This window comes from Synoicihabitans lomoniglobus, assembly GCF_029023725.1.
GTDB classification, from domain to species: Bacteria; Verrucomicrobiota; Verrucomicrobiia; order Opitutales; family Opitutaceae; genus Actomonas; species Actomonas lomonigloba.
In genome coordinates this window covers 3,911,833-3,931,424 of the sequence record NZ_CP119075.1, presented here as the reverse complement: position 1 = coordinate 3,931,424, position 19,592 = coordinate 3,911,833, and the positions used below count along the sequence as shown (strand labels likewise).

Below are 19,592 nucleotides of genomic sequence, written 5' to 3'. Positions count from 1 at the left end.
TTATGAAACCAATACGATTTGGCCTGTTGGGATCAGGATTCATGGGCCGCACGCATGCCGAAGCGGTGCGGCGGGCCGACGATGCCGAACTGGTGGCGGTGGCGCAGGGATCCCGAGCGGAGGGTTTGGCGAAACGCTATGACGTGGCGTGGGAAGCCGATGCGGCGGCGCTGCTGCGGCGACCCGATGTGGATGCGGTGATCATTTCGACGCCTCATCATTTGCATGCCGACGCCGGGGTGGCGGCGATGCAGGCGGGCAAGCACGTGTTGATAGAGAAACCCCTGGCTACCACGCTGGTCGATTGTGATCGGTTGGCGGAAGCGGCGACGGCCCACGACCGGGTGTTGGCGGTCGGCTATCATCAACGGTTTCGTTACAATAACCGCATGGCCTGTGATTGGATCCGGAATGGGCGCATGGGGAAACTCACCGTGGCCCAGGTTTCCATGCCGATGTTTGCCTCCAAGATTCAAACCGGAGGCTTTGGCGGAGATTGGGCCTGGTGGAATGATCCCAAAAGCGTGGGCCATCTGTTCAACAGTGTGCCCCACGCCATCGATCTGTTGCGATGGTTCACGGGCACCGAGGTGGCCACGGTGTCAGCCTTCTGCCGCACGTTGTTGCCGGACGTCCCGGTTGAGGACACGACATTGACCATGTTTGAAATGTCGGGCGGAACGATGGGGTCGTTGTTTTCCAGCCGCGCGCTTCCGGCTCCCTCGTTTCCGGGCGAGGATTTTCGGTTTCGGCTCATGGGGGAAAGCGGGCTGCTCGATCTCGATCCGACCCACCAACTGCTGGCCTCGGACGCTGCGGGATGGCGCACGATTGCCACGCAGGCCCGCATCAACCATGAAGGCGCGGACACCGCGTTTGGCGATGTGCGCATGCAGGCCTACCGGGATCAGATCAGTGCGTTCATCGATGCCGTGCGCGGCATTCCGTCGGAAGTGGGGCGGTGGGCTGATGGACGCGCCGGTGTCGCGGCGTGTGTGGCGATGCTCGAATCTTCGGACCAACGCCGATGGGTCAGTCCGATGATGGCTGCGGAGTGATCGGCTCCGCGGCGACCGCCACCACCCGACCTTCGCGCGAGGCCGTTTCGGCGGCCTCCACGATCAAGGCCGTGCGCAGGGCCGCGCTGAGCGGCGCCGGGGGAGGCACCTCACCGGCGATGGCGGCGATGAACTGGCGGAAGAACTGAACGCCGGCCTGTCCTCCGTAAAGATTCGACGACGGCTGATCAAACCGCTCCTCCTGGCGCGGTGACTCGCCGGACGGGCGCAACTTTTCAACGATCAGGCGGGATTCGAGATCGGGCCAGATCAGTCGACCCTGCCGGGCGTTGTAACCGAAGTATGCGTCATAGCCCGTGAGATTGACATAACCCGCGCCGCTGAACGCGAGGGTGTAGCCCGCATGAAAGGTGCCCACCGCGCCGGAACGGAATCGCAGGGTCAACGCGGCGATGTCTTCAACATCGATGGGCTCTCCCGAACGCGTGGCCATCATCGCACCCACTGCCGTGATGTCGTCCCCTGCCACATATTGCATCAGGTCGAGGCAGTGACATCCGAGCCAGAGCAACACCCCGCCGCCCGACCGGGCACGTTGAAACAACCACGAGGAGGGATCGCGAAACTGCACCTGGGTGGTGAGAAAACGGGACTCGACGGAGAGGGGCACGCCCAGCGTTCCAGCTTGCACCAATTTGCGAGCGGCGACGACGCAGGGATGATGGCGGCGAACATAAAGCACCGAGGCTGTTACCCGCGCGCAATCGGCTCCGTCCTGGAGCGCGCGGATTTCATGTGAGGTCAGTCCGGCGGGCTTTTCCACGAGGAGGTGTTTGCCGGCGGCCACCACTTGTTGGGCGATATCCGCCACGATGTCGTGTCGCACGCACAGAACCACAAACGATAGCGCGGGGTCGGCCAAGACCGTGCTCAGGTCGCAGGTGGGAGGCGACGTTTTGGCGCGGGAAGGGCCGTCGGGCAACATAGCGTCGTCGGCTGCGGGGTTGTCATTCCACAGGGCGATGCGGGTTACCTCCGGCAAAGCGTCGAGCGTCCGCCACAGAATGACGGAATGGGGGTGGTGCAGGCCGAGTAGCGCGACTTTCACGGGAAGTGCAAATCAGAGGGCGTCCAGCTCTGCAAAGAGGTCGGCATCATGGAACGCCAGGGCGCGAAACGCCTGATCGATGTGGTCCGCGTGACGCCCGCCGATCAGCACCGACGTGTTGCCGGGTTGATGCAAGGCCCACGCCAACGCGAGGTGAGTCATGGTGTAACCCGAGCGGGCGGCAATGGCCTCCAATCCCGCCAGGCGCCGGGCGGCCGCGGGGGTGAAATACACCTCGCGATGTCCGGGCGAGATGTCGAAGCGTGATCCCGCCGCGACTCCGGTGCGGTGCTTGCCGGTGAGGTAGCCGGCACCGAGCGGACTGTAGGTTACCGGGGTGATCTGGTGATTGCGGCACAATTCGTGATGTTCCGCCGTCATCTCCCGCACGGCCAGATTGTGATTGTTTTGCAGGGCGGCGGCGGGAGTGAGTCCCTGGGCGGCCTGTCGCCGCAGGGTGGTGACGAGTTGGTCGGCCGAAAAGTTGCTCAGACCGAGGTGCCGCACCCGGTTGCTCCGGATCAGCTGGTCAAGGGCGGTGAGGGCATCGGGGTGGTCGATCGTGGGATCCCACTTGTGCAGGTAGAGCAAATCGATGGTCTCGACACCAAGTCGATGGGCGCTGGCGGCCACCGCGGCGGACATCGCTGCGGGAGTGTAGGGCGGGTAGATTTTGGTGGCGATCATCGGCCGGCGCGCATCGTTGCGGTGATGGCGGAGCCAGCGGCCCACGATCTCCTCCGCGGCCCCCTCCGAGTAGGTGGCCGCGGTATCAAACAAAGTGATACCGCAGGCGGAGGCGTGGTCCATCAGGCCGCACGCGGCGCGGGCGTCGATTTCGCGACCGAACGTCGAGGTGCCGAGGCAAATGGGACCGAGGTTCAGCGTCATGGTTCGACGAGGCGCAGCTCCCGGGCCGATTGCAGGGCGGCGAGATTGAAGCGAATGCTTTGCGCGCCCTCCTCCAGGGTGCAGATCGGGTGATCGCGTCCCTCGGTGGCATCGAGGAAGGCGTGGGCCTGGGCCGTGAATTGCTGGTCGCGATCCTCCAGCGGCGCCGCATGCCACTGCCATGCGGTGGCGCCCAAGGGCAGCACGCCCCAGTGCTGGCGGTGCAATTCGATGCGAACGGAACCACCCGCGGCGTGAAAATCGCATCGCAGTTCGTTGGGGGCCTGAAACTGATTGAGCGCGTAGCTGACGCGGGTCGGTCCGTTTTGGGCGACGAGGTTGACCGTGTCCTCGACCGTCACGCCCTCCAGCACCTGGTGGCTGGCGTCGCAGAATAGGCGGGTGGTGGGACCGACGATCCATTCGACGGCGTTGGCCACGTGGGTGAGGGCGTCCTGGATCGCACCGCCGCCCTGCGCGTGGTCATTGTAGTAGATCTCACGATACGCCGGGCGAAAGGTGGGAAAATGCTGACCAGCGTTGACGGTCACGTGGCGGATGGGACCGAAGGTCCGCGCTGCGAGAAAGGTTCGGGCGGCCTGCAGCGCGGGCGCGAAATGCTGCACGTAGGCGACTCCGGCGAAACGATCGGCGGCATCGCGAACGCGAATGAGGTCGTCGATTCCGGCCATGGTCAGAGCCAGCGGTTTTTCGATCAGCACGTGTTTGCCCGCCGCCAGACAAGTCCGGGCCATGGCGACGTGTAGAGGAGCCGGGGTGGCGATGAGCACGTGAGTGATCGCTGATGATTCGGTCAGGGCGGCTTGCCAGTCCGGCACGGCGGCAACACCCAACGAACTGGCCACGGCGGCCGCCCGCTCCGGATCGGTGTCGCACACGAACACGTCGAACCGGCCGGTCGCGAGAAACGTGCGCGCGTGGCGGGTGCCGATCGATCCACATCCGATGATGAGCACTTGCGGTGATGAGGAAGACACGTCGCGAACCTGCGGGAGAGCGGGGGCGGGAGCGATATTTCCCGGGTGGACAAAAGCAATGACCACTTTCCCCGGTTTGCATTGGAAGTCGTGGTGTGCGGAATCAAGGGATCGGGTCGAGAGTCGGCCTTTCTGTGTCCCATGAGTTTCACCGACAGCATCATCGTATTGGTTTATTTGGCCGTCATCGTGGCCGTGGGGGTGCGTTACCGCGGGCGTCAGAACGACATCAATGACTACTTCACGGCCCAGAGTGGCTTTGGCGGCAGTCTGGGCACGCTGATGGTGGGGTTGAGCCTGGGAGCCACCGTGTTCAGCGCCCTGAGTTTTGTGGCTTATCCGAGCATTGTCATCACCTACGGAGCGACGGTATTGACCTCGATGTTGGGATTTCCGGTGGCCTATGTGGTGCTGCGCTACTGGTTCCTGCCGCGCTATCTGGCGCAGTCGCCGGGCACGCCCTACGAGATTATTGAACGCCGTTTCGGCGTGCCCACGCGGCTGGTGGCATCGGGCTTGTTTGTCTTGCTGCGGTTGTGCTGGATGTCGGCGCTGATTTACGCGCCGGTGATCGTGGTCATGGCGAGTTGTCAGCTGGGCGATCAGTGGTTTTGGCCTCTGGTCCTGGTGATCGGTCTCGTGAGCACGGCCTACACCGTAGTGGGAGGAATCCGGGGCGTGATCATTACCGATGCGATTCAGTTTTTGCTGATCATTGCGGTGCTGCTGAGCACAATCCTTTACGTGTTGTTCAAAGTGCCGCTGACGCTGGGAGAAGTGGGCAACTACCTGACGAACGAAACGGATTTGTTGGAACTGAACTGGTCGCTGAACCCCACCGCGACGATCACGGTGTGGGGTATGGCCATCGGGGCGACCCTACAGAACATGAGCACGTTCACCGCGGACCAAATGTCGCTGCAACGTTACTTGGCGGCGGGTGGGGTAAAGCCGGCCTCGCGGGCGTTTGGCACCAGCATGCTCTCGATGATTCTGGTGCTGACGATGCTGGCCGCAGTGGGCCTGACGGTGGGGACGTGGTATAGCCTGCATCCGGACCCGGCGGTGCCACAGGACGCCGACAAGATTTTCCCCTACTTCGTGGCGACGCAGTTGCCGACGGGATTCATGGGCGTGGTGATTGCGGCCATTCTGGCGGCTACGATGAGCAGCATCACCAGTGGGATCAATGCGCTGTCAGGATCGTTGTTGAGTGATTTCTATCCGTTTTCCGGGAAGGTAGCGCCGCGGTCGTTGTTGCGGTATGCGCGATTGACCAGCGCGGTGATCGGCGTGCTGGCCACGGTCGTGGCGGGAATGATTGAGGACATGGGCACGCTGTTCGACATCATGAATGCGTTTTACGGCATCTTCCTCGGACCCTTGCTCGGGTGCATCGTCTGCGCGGTGGCACCGCTGGCAGTGCGTAGTGGGGCGCTGATCACCGGGTTGTTCGTCGGTAGTGGCGCGGGCTTTGCCGTGGCATATTCCGATGTGGCCAATCTATGGGTTTCTGGGGTGTCCGCCGTGGTGACGATTGTCGTGGCGAAGTTGCTCACCGCGGTGTTGCCCGCCGCGTCCCGTCCGGCGCAGTCGTAAGACTGCGGATTTGTTTCAATCGTTTGCTTCCGCGGCGTAGGCGCGGGCGAGGAGGACGATGGGGTGTTCGACGGTGGTGTGGTCGTCGCCTTGGGCTTGCAGGCCGTTGGCGATCTGGAGATGGCAACCCGGGTTGGCGGTCGCGACGATATCCGCGCCGGTGGCGGTGAGGAGATCGAGCTTGCGATCCTGCAACCACCCCGAGGTTTTCGGCTGGGTGATGTTGTAGATGCCCGCGCTGCCACAGCACCAACTCGACTCGCCGCATTCGCGCAGTTCGACCCCGGGAATGGCGCGCAGAATGTCGCGGGGTTGCACGCTGACTTTCTGGCCGTGGCAGAGGTGACAGGATTCGTGGTAGGTGATGGTCTGGGGGGACGGCGGGGCGAGCGGCGCGCGAAAATTGATTTCGACCAGGTATTCGTGGATGTCGCGGAGCTTGCGCGACCAGGTCGCGGCTTTGGCGGCGTAGGCGTCGTCGGCGGCGAGCAGGTGATCGTAATTGCGCAGGTGGGAACCGCAGCCGCCGGCGTTGGAAATAATGGCGTCGAAGCGGTCGGGGTCGATGAGGTCGATCTGGCGGCGGGCGAGATCACGAGCGGTGGCGAGATCGCCGTTGTGTCCGTGCAGCGAACCGCAGCAGGGCTGCACCGGCGGGGTGTGCACTTCGCAGCCGTTCGCGCGCAGGACGTCGACCGTGGCGCGATTGATTTCACTGAACGCGAGATCCTGCACGCAGCCCGTGAGCACGGCGACGCGGCGCAAGGGTTTCGGGTTCGCGGACGATTCGACGGGTTGGATGAGCTGGTGGGAAAACCGGGCGCGAATGGTCGGGGTTTGTGGCTCGAGGCGGCGCAGATTCGGCGGCAGCAGGCGGGTTAGCCGCAGTCGGCGGAACAGGGTTTGGCCGCCGCTGGCCTGCCAGATCCACAGCAGTCGACCCACGAGGCGCAGCAGACGCGGTCGGGTGAACAATCCGCGCAGCACGGTGGCACGGATGGCGTTACGCTTCGGGGAATCCAGCACCTTGGCGTCTTCGACTTCGGCGCGAGCAGCTTCGAACAATGTCGGATAGTCGACCCCGGCCGGGCAGGCGGTGGTGCAGGCCAGACAACCGAGGCAATAATACATCTCTTCGCCGAACGCTTTGCTCACGGCGAGTTCGCCGTCGGCGACGGCTCGCATGAGAGCGATACGTCCGCGGGGAGAGTGACGTTCCTTCTTGGTTTCGACGTAGGTGGGGCAGGTGGGCAGGCACATGCCACAGTGCATGCATTGCTGCAGCACGGAGTAATCCATGGCGCCCAAATGGCGGGTGGGGCCGTGATCGACGGCGGGTGACGGAGCGGAAGGTGTGGCGCTGGTGGGAGACATGGCGCGAGCTTAGGCGGGCAGGTCGAAAATCTTGCCGGGATTGAGCAGGCCATCCGGATCGAAACTGCGTTTGACCAACTGCAAAAGGGAGTAGGACGCGTCGCCGAGTTGACGTCGGAGGAATGGTTTTTTCGCCAGGCCGACGCCGTGTTCGCCGGTGATGGTGCCACCGCGCGCGAGAGCGGCCTCGACGATGGCGGTGATGGCGGCTTCGACGCGGTGCATTTCGGCGGTGTCACGTTCGTCGGTGAGAATGGTCGGGTGCAAGTTGCCGTCGCCGAAATGGCCGAAGGTGGCGATCTGCACATCGTGTTTTAAGGCGATCGCTTCGACGTCGCGGATCATGGCGGCCAGCTCGCTGCGCGGCACGGTGACATCTTCCAAAATGGTGGTCGGACGCAGTCGTGCCAGCGCGCTGAACGCACTGCGCCGCGCGGTGGCGAGACGGGTGGCCTCCGCGGCATCGGCGGCGACGCGCACGGTGGTGGCGGCGTGTTCGCGGCAGAGTTTTTCAATGTGAGCGACTTCGTCGTCGACAGCGGCCGGGTGTCCGTCGGCCTCGATGAGCAGAACCGCCTCGGCATCGGTGGGCAGTCCGACGTGCGCAAAATCCTCAACGCATTGGATGGTGCGGCGGTCGAGAAACTCCAACGTGCACGGCACGATGCCGGCGGCGATGATGGCGGACACGGTGGCGGCAGCCTCGTCCATGGCGGCAAAGGTGGCCAGCAGCGTGCGCCGGGCGGTGGGTCGAGGCAGGAGTTTGAGTAGCACCTCGGTCACGATGCCGAGCGTGCCTTCGCTGCCGATGAAGAGGTCGCGGAGGGAGTATCCCGCTACATCTTTGACGCAGGCGGTGCCGAGGCGGCAGATCGATCCGTCCGCGAGCACGACCTCCATGCCGAGCACGTAGTCGCGGGTCACGCCGTATTTGAGTCCGCGCAGACCCCCGGAATTTTCCGCCACGTTGCCCCCGATGGTGCTGATCTTCATCGAGCCAGGATCGGGCGGATAAAACAAACCGGCGGCATCGGCGGCGGCGAAGATGTCCTGCGTCACGACGCCGGCTTGAGCCCGTATCGTTAGGTTCGCGCGATCGAGTTCGACGATGCGGTCGAGGTGGTTGAGGCACAGCACGAGACCGCCGGCGACGGGCACGCTGCCTCCGGACAGGCCGGTGCCGTTGCCGCGGGACACGACGGGAACCCGAGCTTCGCGGGCCCACTTGACGACGGCGGAGACCTGCTTGGTGGAGCGCGGGAAGACCACGGCCAGGGGCCGTTCTTTGAGCGTCGCCGTGCCGTCGAAACCGTAGGGAATGAGGTCTTCGATTTCCGTGAGAATATCGGCGTCGGCCAGCGTGGAGCCGAGCGCGTGGCGCACATCAGGAGCAGTCATGAGCGGGAGCGGCGCGCGGTGGACGCGCGTCGAGGTGGGGTGTTTTGCGCGGCCGACACGTGGCGGAGCATGGCGTCACGGGCGGCCTCGGCGTCGCCGACGGCGACAGCGTCGAGCACCTGTTGATGTTGGGCGTGGGCGTCGGGCAAACCGACGCGGCGGAGTGATACGAGGCGGGCCTGCTCCTCGAGATCGGCAATGGATGCGAGCATGAGCGCGAGGACCTGGTTGCCGCCGATGGTGGCGAGGTGGCGGTGAAATTCGAGGTCGGCGGCGACGGCGGCGTTGAGGTCGGCCGCGTGTTTGAGTTGCTCCTGGCTCTGGCGGAGCCGGGCCAGATCGGCGGGTTTGGCTCGCAAGGCGGCGAGTCGGGCGATCTCGGGCTCGACCAGCACACGCACCGCGGCGAACTGACGAATGCGGGCGCTGGGGGAAGGCACGGCGTGGGTCAGCAGCTGACCCAACGGCGCGTTGAAATTGCGGGTGACGCGCACGCCGACGCCATGGCGTGATTCGAGCAGACCCTGGTTTTCGAGCCGTTTGATGGCTTCGCGCAAGGCGGCGCGACTCACGCCGAGATCGGCGGCGAGTTGGCGTTCGGGCGGCAGCCATTCGGCGGTGCCGAACTCGTCGAGCAGATGCCGGGCGATGGCTTCGGGCAGAGGCGTGCGTTGCAGAGGTTTGGTCACAAGTGGTAAGAGGTCAGACCACTGGATCGGAGATAGAGGGAGTGGTCAATACTTCACTCCCGAGGTGTTTGACGTGCTGCTGCCCGAATTCAGCGACGGGGTCCGGTGAGATCTCCCGTGACATGGTCAGCCGCCAGGTGGGGTCAAGAGTTGTTGCTTTTGGTCCGGAGGCAGGTCGCTGGTGGCGATCCAGGCGCGGGCGGCCTGGGTATCGAGTTGCAGCCAATATCGGGCAATGTTCGTGAGCATGGATTCCCGGGAACCTGGATCGGCCAGTTGTTCGGCCCAAATGGCGGCTTGGGCGGGATTCTGGTGCATGGCGCTGTTGGACATGCTTTGGAGCGCGCTCTCGCGGGTGGGACCGTCAGACAGGGTTAATACCCAATCCTGGGCACCTTGGGGGTCCACGTTGGCCCAGCTGCGCGCAAGATTCCCGTAGGCATTGCGGTTGTCGGTGTCGGAATCGAGTTGCCCCAGCCAGGTTGCGGCGGCGCGGGGATCATGGTTGGCCCATTGGCCCACGACCTGGTTGATGGCTTGTTGCTGTGCTTGGGAATCGTTGATGTTGGCAGCCAGTCCAGCGGCCGACTGCGGCGAGTGATTGGCCATGCTTTGCACCAGGCTGATTTCGAACTGATTTCGGGCCGGCCCCGGCGGAATCTTCTGCATGAGATCCTGAGCCGTGGAAACGCCAAGTTGTCCAAAGGCGTAACTCATACGAGCGATGGTCGCGGTTTGCTCGGTGGTATCCAGGTTTTGCACGAGATAGTCGATCGCGCCGAAGGGGTCGGACTGCGCCCATGTGCCGAGCAGATTATTGACGACTTGGGTGCGTTCGCCGCCAGGCGGAAGTTGCTTCATCCAATCGATGGCGGCGGGCAGGCTCGATTGGGCGAGGGCGTTTACGATATTGCCGTAGGCGTTGTTGCGTAAGTTGCCCGCCGGGAGCGAGTCAGCCAGCGCTTGGGCGCCGCGCGGATCCGTGCGCGCGAGTTGATTGACCACGGTCTGGGTGGCATTGCCGCGAACACTGCCGTCCGGCAGCGTCGCGAGCCAAGCAATGGCACCGGCGGGATCGCGTTGGGCGTAGGCGTTGGCGATCTGTTGGGTGGTGTTGACGAGATAGTTACCGGGGGGGAGCGCCGAGGCGAATATCGCGGCGAGTTCCGGATCTTGGTGGGCGAGACGCGAGGCAATCTGGCTGAGCGTGCGTTGCCGGGCCGCCTCGGACGGCATCTGCTGCACATAGGCGATCGCGGCTTCGGGATCTTGCAATGCAAGGGTGCCGATGGTGTTGGCCTCGACTTGATCGCGATTTGGTCCGGGCTCCAGCTGATCGAGGTAGCGCAGGGCCGCGTCGGGGTCGTTATTGGCCAAGTTTGAAATCGCATTGTTCAGCGCCTGATTGCGGGTCTGACCTGGCGGCAGGTTCTTCACATACTCCATCGCTTGATCCGGGGCCGAGCGCATGAGCGAGTTGATGACCGAGAAAAGCATGTGAGGCTGTTGCCCCAGGTCGAAGTCGCCGAGAATTTCGAGGGCGATTTCGGGGGATTCGTTGGCCAGCGCCGAACCGAGGTGGTTCAGCGCATTGGTGCGAAGTTGTCCGTCGGGCAAGGCGCGGGCCCATGCCAGAGCAGCCGGCAAATCGGATTCGGCCCACGAGGAGGCGACGTTGGCGACCGCGTTGTTGCGAGCCTGGAAGTCAGAGAGATTTAAAGCCTCTGCGGCCGCAGCGACCGGGTCGGTCCGGGCCCAGCCGTGGAGTATTGATGTGATAAAACCAGTCGCTTCATGTGACGGAAGCGAATGGGCCCACTGCAGGGCCGAAGTGGGATCTTCCCGCGACCAATGATGGACAATGTTCATCAGGGCGCTGCGGCGTTCGTTGCCGGAGAGGGTTCGGCTGATTTCGGCGACGGCACCGGACGGGTCGCTCGCGGCCCAGGCGGCGTAAATTTGGCCCGAAACACCATGGTTGCGTTGGAGCGCACCGGTCTCCCGGGCGCGGGCAAAGGCGGCGGCCGGATCAGAGACGCCCAGGTGGAGCGAAGCGGCATCCATGGCCAGGTCCCGCTCCTCGCCGGGCGCAAGATTTTCGGCCCAGGCGTGGAGGGCATCGACATCGGCATAGGCCCAGCCCGAAAACACGCTGCGAATGGCGCGATCGCGACGGTCACTGGGATCTACGCCACTGGCGTGGCCCAGGGCGACCAGAGGTTCCATTTCGGCCCAGCGAGAATACAGGGCATGGGTGAACATCGATCGGGCGGCCGATTCCGGGGCCGACTTCAGCGTGCCGAGCAACGTTGTGATCTCCCCGGGTTCGAGGGTGTTGAGCATGATTTCCCAGCGTTTGTTCATGCGCCAGAAACGGGATTGGAGCGCCGCCGAAAGTTCTCGTTGCACCTCGTCGAACGGAGGTTTCAGTCCCGCGAGGTCGGGTCGCACGTGCGCGGTGGGGTCGGTCGCATCGAGCGGCGGCAGCGCGGCTAGATCGGCAAACAAGGCGGGTGGGGCAGCAGGGGTCGAAGGGGGCGGGGCGGTCGTGCGGCCGAGGTAAAAACCGGCGGTGCCGACGAGGCCGATTCCTAACAGGCTGACAATCAGGATCGTGGGGCGCATGAGAGGGGCAAAGCGGTTGAACGATGCGGTGCGGGGGCCGCGCGAATTGCTCGCCACCATAGGATTAACGCCCTCGGGGGCGATGTATTAGTGCTGACTCAGCGCGACCGGCGCGGGGGTTTGCGATCGAGCAAATCAATCGGGGGCGTGGTCTTGCCGTCGACCCAACTGCCGCGGACCTGCGTCACGAAGGGCACGTCGGGGATGCCGAGTTGGTTGCGTTGCAGGCCGCCGACAATCATGTCGACCGCGGCCATGCCGAGCATCTCCGAATTCTGCATGATGCCGCTGACGCCACGGTATTCGGGCGACTTGGGGTAAACGTCGAGGTCGGCGTATCCGACATCGACCCCGATGTTGATGCCGGATTCACGGAAGAAGCGCGGCATGTGGTGTCCGGCCGCCAGCACGGCGTCGATGCGGTTGTCCTTGATCCAAGCGCGCACGTCCTCGGCCACGAGCGTGGGGCGGATGAGTGGTTCGACGCGCTCCAACGGATGGTTGGCGCGGAACACGCGGTAGCCAGCTTGCCAGCGTTGGTTGACGGTGAGGTCCATGTGCTCGGGCAGGCACAGGCCGATGCGGCGGTAGCCGAGCTGCATGAGGCGATCCATCGCGGTGACGATCGAGGTGTAGTGGTCGTGGACGACGCGGTTGAGCTCGGGGGAGGTGAGGGGGTCGCCGATGGTGACGGCGCAGAACCGTTCCCATTTCAACTCCAGACTCACCTCGCGGTTGGCTTCGGAAAACACGCGCAACACCGGCGGAATGATCACGCCGTTGATGCCGCGGTTCCACAGGATGTCACTGAGCCGGCGAGCGCTCATGCGCGGTTCTTCGAGCCAGAATTCCTCAACGTAGTAGCCGTAGAGTTTGGCGCGTTCGCTCGCGCCGATCCAGTAGGCGTTTTCCGTGGGTGATTGCTGGCGCCACAGCTCAGGTGCGTCGCCGGTGGTGATACAGGCGAGGGGCAGGCCGTTGTCACCGGGTTTGGCCTTGCGGATGGCGGAGAGGAAGCGGGAGACGTCGGGGTTGGGTTTGTAGCCCTGTTTGGTGGCCTCGCTTTTGATGCGCGTGCGCGTCGCGGCGGGGATGCGAGGGTGATCGCGCAGGGCGAGCGATACCGACATTTTGGATACACCGAGGGCGTCGGCGATGGATTGGAGGCTGGGGGCGTGCTTACTCACGGGGCGGTTTCAGGTTTACGTAAATTGAAGGTCAGATGTGCGTCGAGTCCGCATTCGCCGAAGCTGCGAAAGTCGGATCGCGGCCGTTCCCCGGGCGCCGGTCCGTCGTCGCCAGTAAACCCGTCATTGCCCATGTTTTCCCGCCACGATTCTTCCGCGTCGAAGTGTTCGACCGCCGAAGCACCAGCCCGCGCCTTCGACGCGGTCGTGTTTGACATGGATGGTGTGGTGACGCGCACGGCCGAAGTGCACGCGTTGGCATGGCGGCGGATGTTTGATGCGTTTCTGGCACGGCGGGCGGAGGAGTCGGGCGAAGCGCTGCGGCCGTTTGAATATCCTGCGGACTATTTGGCGTTCATTGACGGCCGTCCGCGTTACGAAGGTGTCGCCGCGTTCCTGGCGTCGCGCAATATCAGCCTGCCACCGGGGACGCCCGATGATGCGCCGGGCGATGTCAGTGTGGCTGCGCTCGGCAACCGGAAGAATACGTTGTTCAACGAAATCGTCGATGCGGAGGGCGTGGGCGTATTCGAATCCACCTTGGCATTTATTGCGGCGCTCAAGGCCGAGGGCATTCGCATCGGTCTCGCGACCTCCAGCCGCAACTCCGCCCGAGTGCTCGCCAGCTCCGGCACGGCGGAATTGTTCGAAACCGTGGTCGACGGTTTGGTGTCCGCCCGGCTGGGTTTGAAGGGAAAACCCGAGCCGGATATCTTCACGACGGCGTGTGCGCAACTCGGGTCCACCCCCGCTCGCACCGTGGTGGTGGAGGACGCGGTCACGGGCGTGCAGGCCGGTCGGCGCGGAGGGTTTGCGTTCACCCTCGGGCTGGCGCGGAAGAACAATGCGGCGGCGTTGCGGAAGCACGGCGCGGATCTGGTATTGGACGACTTGGAGGGATTCAAGTTGCGGGACCTGTATGGGCTGGTTCTCGCTCGTCGCGAACTCCAACCCTGACCCCTCTGATAAGACCCATGAAAGCAAAACCCCGCTTGGACTTTTGGCAGCTCTGGAACATGAGCTTTGGCTACGTCGGCATTCAATTCGGCTTCGCGCTGCAAAACGCCAACGTCAGCCGCATCTTCGAAACGCTCGGTGCTTCGATCGACGAGATTCCGATCCTCTGGATCGCCGGTCCCGTGACCGGCCTGATCGTGCAGCCCATCGTCGGCTACATGAGCGATCGCACGTGGAACCGGCTCGGTCGGCGCAAGCCGTTTTTTCTCGTGGGGGCGATCCTCGCCTCGCTCGCTTTGTTCGTGATGCCCAACTCTCCCGCGCTGTGGTTTGCGGCCGGGATGCTGTGGATCCTCGATGCGTCGATTAACATCACGATGGAGCCGATGCGCGCCTTCGTCGGCGACATGTTGCCGGACGAACAACGCACGTCCGGCTTCGCGATGCAGACGTTCTTCATCGGCGCCAGTTCGGTGGTCGGATCGCTGATGCCGTGGTTGCTGAGCAACGTGTTTCAAGTCGCCAACACCGCGCCCGAAGGCGTGGTGCCCGATTCGGTGAAGTGGTCGTTCATTCTCGGGGGCGGCGTCTACTTCATCACCGTCATGTGGACCGTCTTCCGGGTGAAGGAGTATTCGCCCGAGGAGCAGCAGGCCTTTCATGGCGAAGATCCCGGCCAGGGTGACGCCGCGGGCGGTGCTGACTTTGAGTTGAACCACCAGCGTTACGCGATGGGCGGTTCGCTGCTGGTGGTGGGTGGCGTCGTATTTACCGCATTGATACAGTCGCTCGGTTGGGACAAGGGACTCTATATTTTGTCATGCGGCGCGGGGGCCTATGGCGTCCTGCAACTGATCGCGGCCTGGCGTTACCGGGCGGGCAGCCGCAGCGGCTTGGTCGAGATTATTCATGATCTGGGCAACATGCCGACGGCCATGCGCCAGCTGGCCCTCGCGCAGGTGTTCACGTGGTTCGCGCTGTTCGCATTTTTCATCTACGCCACCGGCGCGGTGACGAGTCATCACTTCGGCAGCAGCGATCCGCAGTCGGTGGCCTACAACGAGGGCGCCAACTGGGTCGGCGTGCTCATGTCGGTTTACAACGGCGTGGCGGCTTTGGTGGCGTTTCTTCTGCCGATCCTGGCCAAGCGCACCAGTCGGGTGTCGACCCACATGGCCTGCCTGATCATCGGTGGTTTCGGCCTCGCTTCGATGTATGTGTTCCGCAACCCGCACTTCCTGATCATCTCGATGATCGGTCTCGGCATTGCGTGGTCGAGTTTGCTGACGCTGCCCTACGCGATCCTCAGCAGCGTCGTGCCCTATCGGAAGATGGGCGTCTACATGGGGATGTTTAATTTCTTCATCGTCATCCCGCAGATCTTGGCCGCCGCCGTGCTGGGTCTGCTGGTGCGCACGGTGTTCAACGGCCAGGCTATTCTGGCGCTCGTGCTGGGCGGGGCCTCGATGGTGGTCGCCGCTGTTTTGATGCTTCGCGTGAAGGACGAGCATCACGGCACCTGACGGAAACTTTGCATGGATTCTTGGGTAATCAGAACAACCACACGGGACGTTGATGACGAAAGCATCATGCGTCGCGGCAATATCTACCAGCTCGCCAATGGCTACATGGGTTACCGGGGCACGCTGGACGAGTATGGCACGGCGCAATGCGTGGGTATCACGCTCGCCGGGCTCTACGATCGCGTAGGTTCGGCGTGGCGAGAACCGGTCAATGCACCCAACGGTGGCTACACCGCGCTGTCCGTCGACGGCGTGGATCTGACAACCCTCGACGAGGCCAACGCGGTCGCACACGAGCAATCCGTGAACATGGCCGAAGCCGTGTTTGAACGGAGAACGCGTTTCGTGGTGGGTGGTCACACGATCGTGTTGCACACCTCGCGTTTCCTGAGCGCGGACGAGCGTCACCTCGGCGTGGTCCGAGTGAGTATCACGAGCGATGCCGATACCACGCTGCAAGTGTGCACCGGCATCGACGGTCGCATCTGGGATATCAATGGACCGCACCTGCCGCAGCTCACCGCGGAGACGCGCGACGGAGCGTTGCTCGTGCATGGATGCACGCAAGAAAACCAGAAACGGGTCGCCGTGGTAGAGTGCGTGGAGGCGCCGTTTACCGATGTCAAAATCGAGACTGAGGCTCCGAGCGCACTACGCGTCGTGTCGCTGCCGATGGCGGCGGGCGAGACCGTCACATTCACCAAGTATTTTGCCGTCGTCACCGAAAACGACGCGTCGGCCGACGACGTGATCGGGCATGCGCTGGCGGTGGTGGAACAGGCGCACCGCGACGGCTACGACGCCTGCCGCGAACGCCATGTTGCCGCGTGGACGCAAAAATGGATGCGTTCCGACGTCGTGATCGAAGGCGACGACGAGGCGCAGCGCGCGCTGCGTTACAGCATCTTTCAATTGCTCATGGCCGCCCCGTGGCCGGGCAGCGGATTGTCGATTCCCGCGCGAGCGCTCTCGGGCCAAGTCTACAAGGGGGCGGTGTTTTGGGACACGGAGATGTTCATGTTTCCGTTCTTCCTGCACACGCACCCGGAGGCCGCGACGGAGCTTCTGCGCTACCGCGTGCGCACCCTCGACGGCGCGCGACGCAAGGCCCGCACGGAAGGCCCCGGCTATCGCGGGGCGTTTTACGCCTGGGAGAGTCAGGAAACGGGCGACGACGCGTGCAGTTATTTCAACGTCGGTGATCCGACGACGGGCCGCGATTTGCGCACGCATTTTCGCGACAAGCAGGTGCACATCAGCGGCGATGTCGCGATTGCGATCTGGGCACATTTTCGCCACACCGGTGACGATTCGCTGCTGCTCGAAGGCGGGGCCGAAGTCATCCTCGAGTGTGCGCGTTTTTACGACTCCTACGCCTATTTCAAACGCGACAAAAACCGCTTCGAAATTCTCGATGTCATCGGGCCCGACGAGTATCATGAGCGCGTCAATAACAACGCCTTCACCAGCCAAGTTGCCCGCGAGACGATCTTGATCGCGCTCGCGACCGTGGAACACTTGAGCGAGACGCATCCGGCGGCGCTGGAGGCGCTCCTCGCCAAGCTCGACATCGCTGGCGAACTGCAAGGCCTGGCCGAGCTCGCCCGCAATTTGTTTGTGCCGGAACCGCACCCGGAGACCGGAGTGATCGAGCAGTTCGAAGGCTACTTCAAACTTGATGAGACCTCGATCGACGCCTTGAAGGAGCGCCGCGTGCACCCCAACGAATACCTTGGAGCGGGGCAGGGGCTGGCGGTGCCGACTCAGATCATCAAACAGGCCGATGTCGTCATGATGTTGAACCTCTTCAAGGATCGCTACGACGACCGGGTGCGGCGAGCCAATTGGGAGTTTTACGAACCGCGCACCGAGCACGGTTCCAGCCTGAGCGCCTGTGCCTACGCGATGGTCGCGGCCGAATTTGGCAACCTCGACTACGCCTACCGCTACTTCCTCAAGACAGCCAAGATCGATCTCGACGGAGCCTACAAAGTTTACGCCGGCACCGTCTTTATCGGAGGGTCCCACCCGGCGGCCAACGGCGGTGCCTGGATGACAGCCGTATTCGGCTTTGGTGGCGTGCGCACCGATGGTGAGGGCCTGCACATTCGCCCGCGGCTCTACCGGGAGTGGCAGCGGTTGGCCTTTTCGTTGTGTTATCGCGGCGATCGCTTCGCGGTCGAAATCACGCCCACCCTCGTGTCGATCACCGCCGACTCGGACAATGCTCGCTTCCATGAGGTGGACATCGCAGGACAAGTCCGCACTTGCCCGCCCGGAACCACCGTGACGGTCCCTCTGCCTGAGCCTCAACCCCTTTGATTGCCCCCATGTTTGCCCGCATTTCTCGTCTTCGTTTAGCCCTTTCCTTTTCGCTCTTGTGCAGCGGAGCATCGATGTCGGCCCGACCCTTGCCCGCCGGTGTCGGCGCCGACATCCCGTGGACCAGCCACGAGGCCGAGGATATGCAGACCAACGGCAGCCTGATCGGACTGGGTTACGCGCCGCACACGATCGAAACCGAATCCTCCTACCAAGGTGCGGTGCGGCTAAATGGGGCAGGGGACTACGTCGAGTTTTCGGCGGAGGTCGTCGGCAACGCGATGATTGTGCGCTACAGCCTGCCGGATGCGCCCGCTGGCGGCGGCACCACTTCGACGCTGCGTCTCAGCGTGAACGGCGCAACCGTCCGCACGATCGAACTCAGCTCGCGTAATGCCTGGCTGTATGGCGTGTATCCGTTCTCCAACGACCCGGCCCAAGGCAAGCCGCGCAATTTCTACGACGAAGTGCAAATTCGTGATCTGTCAATTGCCGCAGGCGACACCGTGCGCTTGGCCAAAAGCACCGACGACGGCCTGTCGTGCACACTCGACTTCGTTGATCTGGAAACCGTGGCGGCTCCGCTCAGTGCGCCCGATCACGCCCTCGACGTGCGTACGGTCGGTGCCCGGGGCGACGGCGAGTCCGACGATACCGCGGCGATGCGACGAGGCATCGCCAAAGCCCAGTCGACGGGGCAGCCGCTCTGGGTGCCACCGGGTTCGTATTTGATCACGGGCGATCTGATCGTGCCGTCCGGCGTCACGATTCAAGGTGCGGGCATGTGGCACACGACGTTCGTCGGCGACCCGGAGCTCTATCCGCAGGCCGACCGCCGCGTGCGATTCAAGCTCCAGGGCGACGACATGACGCTGGCGGATTTCGCCATCTTTGGCGCGCTCAATTATCGCAACGACCAGGAGGCCAACGACGGGATCATCGGCTCGGTCTGTCGCAACGCGACCATCGCCCGCATTTGGATCGAGCACACCAAGGTGGGGGCGTGGATCTACAACGGCACCGACCTCATCATCACCGGCTGCCGTTTCCGCAACATGCTGGCCGACGGCGTAAACCTCTGCGTCGCCACCACGGGTTCGGTGGTCGAGAACTGCACGGCGCGCGGCACGGGCGACGATTGTTTCGCCATCTGGCCCGCGCCTTCCGATCAAGGCTATGTCGACGAGCACATCGTGCCGGGCCACAACATCATTCGCCATTGCACCGGCCAACTCACGTTTCTGGCCAATGGCGCGGCCATTTACGGCGGCGCCAACAACCGCCTCGAAAACTGCTTGTTCACCGACATCGGCACCGGCTGCGGCATCTTGCTGAGCACCACTTTTCCGACCACCGACGAAGACCGCGGCATCAATAATAATTTCAGCGGCACCACGCTGGTGCGCGACAACGTGCTGCTGCGTTGCGGCGGTTACGATCACGGCTGGGCCTGGCGCGGCGCGATGCAGCTCTGCCTGCACCATCGCAACATTTCCGGATTGGTCATCGAGCGCACCACCATCGAGGACAGTTTTTCCGATGGGCTCACGATTGTCGCACCGGGCACGGAGCAGGGTTATGGCACCTTGTCCGATACGCGCATCGTCGAATTGACCGTGAATGGCGTGGGCCTTGGCACCGAAAAGAGTCACGCGCTGTTCGTGCGGGAAGATGCCCGTGGTGAGCTGACTCTCGTCGACAGCGATCTTCCCAGCGAACGCAACGCCTCTTCCGGGTTCAAGGTCGAGCAGCGGTGAGCGGGTGAGGCGAGCTGCGGCGAAGCCGACGTTACCTTCCCGTAGTCTGCGGCGGTGATGTCCGCCTCGACGCCAGTCAGCCCGATCGGTCGATCGGGCAGGCACGCCTGACGTTACGTCCCCCTTTGCTTTCGGCTGCGTTGAA

14 protein-coding genes are annotated in these 19,592 nt (G+C 63.5%); 6 read left to right on the top strand and 8 right to left on the bottom strand.

Going from position 1 to position 19,592, the window contains the following annotated elements; all coding sequences use genetic code 11:
* The first annotated feature begins 2 nt into the window (after window positions 1-2).
* Complete coding sequence (locus PXH66_RS15150; RefSeq protein ID WP_330929881.1) at window positions 3-1,058, top strand: Gfo/Idh/MocA family protein; 1,056 nt, start codon at window positions 3-5, stop codon at window positions 1,056-1,058.
* Here PXH66_RS15150 and PXH66_RS15145 read toward each other — a convergent pair.
* Genes PXH66_RS15145 through PXH66_RS15135 form a run of 3 tightly spaced genes read right to left on the bottom strand, consistent with a single transcriptional unit; the run spans window position 1,033 to window position 4,016 of the window.
* A complete protein-coding gene (locus tag PXH66_RS15145) occupies window positions 1,033-2,127 on the bottom strand; it encodes a Gfo/Idh/MocA family protein (RefSeq protein WP_330929880.1) in 1,095 nt (364 codons plus the stop codon). The genes PXH66_RS15150 and PXH66_RS15145 overlap by 26 nt on opposite strands.
* Window positions 2,128-2,139: 12 nt before the next feature.
* A complete protein-coding gene (locus tag PXH66_RS15140) occupies window positions 2,140-3,018 on the bottom strand; it encodes an aldo/keto reductase (RefSeq protein WP_330929879.1) in 879 nt (292 codons plus the stop codon).
* A complete protein-coding gene (locus PXH66_RS15135; protein ID WP_330929878.1) occupies window positions 3,015-4,016 on the bottom strand; it encodes a Gfo/Idh/MocA family protein in 1,002 nt (333 codons plus the stop codon). The genes PXH66_RS15140 and PXH66_RS15135 overlap by 4 nt, the downstream gene beginning before the upstream one ends.
* A 141-nt stretch (window positions 4,017-4,157) precedes the next feature.
* Here PXH66_RS15135 and PXH66_RS15130 point away from each other — a divergent pair, with 141 nt between their 5' ends.
* Window positions 4,158-5,615 carry a sodium:solute symporter family transporter gene (locus PXH66_RS15130; protein ID WP_330929877.1) on the top strand — a complete coding sequence of 486 codons (1,458 nt, stop codon included), beginning with the start codon at window positions 4,158-4,160 and terminating at the stop codon, window positions 5,613-5,615.
* A gap of 15 nt (window positions 5,616-5,630) precedes the next feature.
* On the opposite strand, the gene PXH66_RS15125 is transcribed toward PXH66_RS15130, so the two are convergent.
* The 5 genes from PXH66_RS15125 to PXH66_RS15105 all read right to left on the bottom strand — a co-directional run bounded on the left by PXH66_RS15125 (window position 5,631) and on the right by PXH66_RS15105 (window position 12,888).
* Complete coding sequence (locus PXH66_RS15125; RefSeq protein WP_330929876.1) at window positions 5,631-6,989, bottom strand: (Fe-S)-binding protein; 1,359 nt, start codon at window positions 6,987-6,989, stop codon at window positions 5,631-5,633.
* Window positions 6,990-6,998: 9 nt separating this feature from the next.
* Window positions 6,999-8,387: an FAD-binding oxidoreductase gene (locus PXH66_RS15120; protein ID WP_330929875.1), complete on the bottom strand. Its 1,389-nt coding sequence runs from the start codon at window positions 8,385-8,387 to the stop codon at window positions 6,999-7,001.
* Complete coding sequence (locus tag PXH66_RS15115; RefSeq protein ID WP_330929874.1) at window positions 8,384-9,076, bottom strand: FadR/GntR family transcriptional regulator; 693 nt, start codon at window positions 9,074-9,076, stop codon at window positions 8,384-8,386. The genes PXH66_RS15120 and PXH66_RS15115 overlap by 4 nt, the downstream gene beginning before the upstream one ends.
* A 126-nt stretch (window positions 9,077-9,202) precedes the next feature.
* Window positions 9,203-11,701, bottom strand: a complete 2,499-nt coding sequence (locus tag PXH66_RS15110) for a hypothetical protein (protein ID WP_330929873.1) — start codon at window positions 11,699-11,701, stop codon at window positions 9,203-9,205.
* A 98-nt stretch (window positions 11,702-11,799) separates the two neighbouring features.
* Window positions 11,800-12,888 (bottom strand): LacI family DNA-binding transcriptional regulator, encoded by a 1,089-nt coding sequence (locus PXH66_RS15105; RefSeq protein WP_330929872.1) that lies wholly within the window; start codon window positions 12,886-12,888, stop codon window positions 11,800-11,802.
* 132 nt (window positions 12,889-13,020) lie between these two features.
* Here PXH66_RS15105 and PXH66_RS15100 point away from each other — a divergent pair, with 132 nt between their 5' ends.
* The 4 genes from PXH66_RS15100 to PXH66_RS15085 all read left to right on the top strand — a co-directional run bounded on the left by PXH66_RS15100 (window position 13,021) and on the right by PXH66_RS15085 (window position 19,447).
* Entirely contained in the window at window positions 13,021-13,845 is an 825-nt protein-coding gene (locus tag PXH66_RS15100; protein ID WP_330929871.1) for an HAD family hydrolase, read from the top strand.
* 17 nt (window positions 13,846-13,862) lie between these two features.
* A complete protein-coding gene (locus PXH66_RS15095; RefSeq protein ID WP_330929870.1) occupies window positions 13,863-15,368 on the top strand; it encodes an MFS transporter in 1,506 nt (501 codons plus the stop codon).
* 12 nt (window positions 15,369-15,380) lie between these two features.
* Window positions 15,381-17,690, top strand: coding sequence for a glycoside hydrolase family 65 protein (locus PXH66_RS15090; protein WP_330929869.1), 2,310 nt, complete (start codon window positions 15,381-15,383; stop codon window positions 17,688-17,690).
* Window positions 17,691-17,764: 74 nt separating this feature from the next.
* On the top strand, window positions 17,765-19,447 hold the full coding sequence (locus PXH66_RS15085) for a glycosyl hydrolase family 28-related protein (RefSeq protein ID WP_330932063.1): 1,683 nt from the start codon (window positions 17,765-17,767) through the stop codon (window positions 19,445-19,447).
* Window positions 19,448-19,592 lie beyond the last annotated feature (145 nt).